Annotated in this window: 1 protein-coding gene and 1 pseudogene; both read right to left on the bottom strand. The window is 61.3% G+C overall.

Annotation, left to right across the window (positions count from 1 at the left end):
* Nucleotides 1-195: 195 nt before the first annotated feature.
* A complete protein-coding gene (locus OTB19_RS42990) occupies nucleotides 196-384 on the bottom strand; it encodes an IS3 family transposase (RefSeq protein ID WP_420717038.1) in 189 nt (62 codons plus the stop codon).
* 97 nt (nucleotides 385-481) lie between these two features.
* Nucleotides 482-966: pseudogene (locus tag OTB19_RS42985) on the bottom strand (IS30 family transposase); the annotation flags it as partial.
* Between the last annotated feature and the right edge of the window lie 132 nt (nucleotides 967-1,098).

Raw genomic sequence — 1,098 nt, 5'->3', positions numbered from 1 at the left:
TCAGGCGACTTGCGAGGTCACCTTGATCATCGGAGCTTCGGTGCATCCGCCAACACCGTACTGAAGGTTCGTCACATCCCTGTGACCAGCAGGTTCTCCAGACCATCAGGACTATGAATCAGCCCTGACCCGCAATGAGGGCTTTGAGGGGCCTCGCGTTTTCCGGACAGTGACCTGACTGTCTATTTCACGCGGCTATGCGCAACTCCATGTATTCGGCGTGGACTTCTCGTGGTGGGCGGTATCCGACGGCCGAGTGGAGGCGCTTGTGATTGTACAGAGTTCGATGTATCGGGTGATGTCCTGTCGGGCGGCCTCTCGGGTCAGGTAAGTCACGCGGGAAACCCGCTCGTTCTTCAGAGCGCCGAAGAATGATTCCGCCATCGCGTTGTCCCAGCAGACGCCGGTACGCCCGGATGATCGGCGGAGTCCGAACTGTTCCAGCGTCACCGCGAACTCGGCGGACATGTAGTTGGCGAGTTCAACCAGTCGTTGCAACACCGGGCTGTTTCAACGAGCGTAGCTGCTCCTCGAAGACCTCGGCGGGTGTCCGCCAGCCGAGGATCTTGCGGGGCCGGTTGTTGATCGCCATGGCGACGGCTCCGAGGTCTGCGGAAGACCAACGGGAGAGGTCGGTACCCTTCGGGAAGTACTGGCGCAGCAGGCCGTTCGTGTTCTCGTTCGTCGGTCGTTGCCAGGGCGAGTGGGGATCGGCGAAGAACACCTTCGTCCCGGTATCGAGGGCGAACTGGGCGTGGCCGGAGAGCTCCTTTCCGCGGTCCCAGGTCAGCGTGTCGTGTAGGCGGGAATCCATGCGTGCGTAGGCTTCGGTCAGAGCGGGAACGACGACGGCGGTGTGGCGGCTGGCGAGCTTCACGACGTGGAGAAACCGGGTCTTCCGGTCGACGAGCGTCGCGATCTGGCTGTTGTTCGAGCCGATCACACCAGATCGCCTTCCAGGTGCCCGGACTCCAGGGCTGATTCATAGTCCTGGCTGCTTGGAGAATTAGCAGGTCACAGGCATGTGACGGACCTTCGCTATGGCAGTTCCGTACGCAACGAAGCTCCGATGATCAAGGGGACCTACCAAGTCACCCG

The organism is Streptomyces sp. H27-H5 (assembly GCF_026627505.1).
Classification (GTDB): Bacteria; Actinomycetota; Actinomycetes; order Streptomycetales; family Streptomycetaceae; genus Streptomyces.
Note: the sequence above shows the minus strand (reverse complement) of the source record. Positions and strands in the feature narration are given on the sequence as shown.

Coding starts and splice junctions, on each gene's coding strand:
- OTB19_RS42990 (WP_420717038.1), bottom strand. CDS start 384: ATGGCGGAATCATTCTTCGGCGCTCTGAAGAACGAGCGGGTTTCCCGC.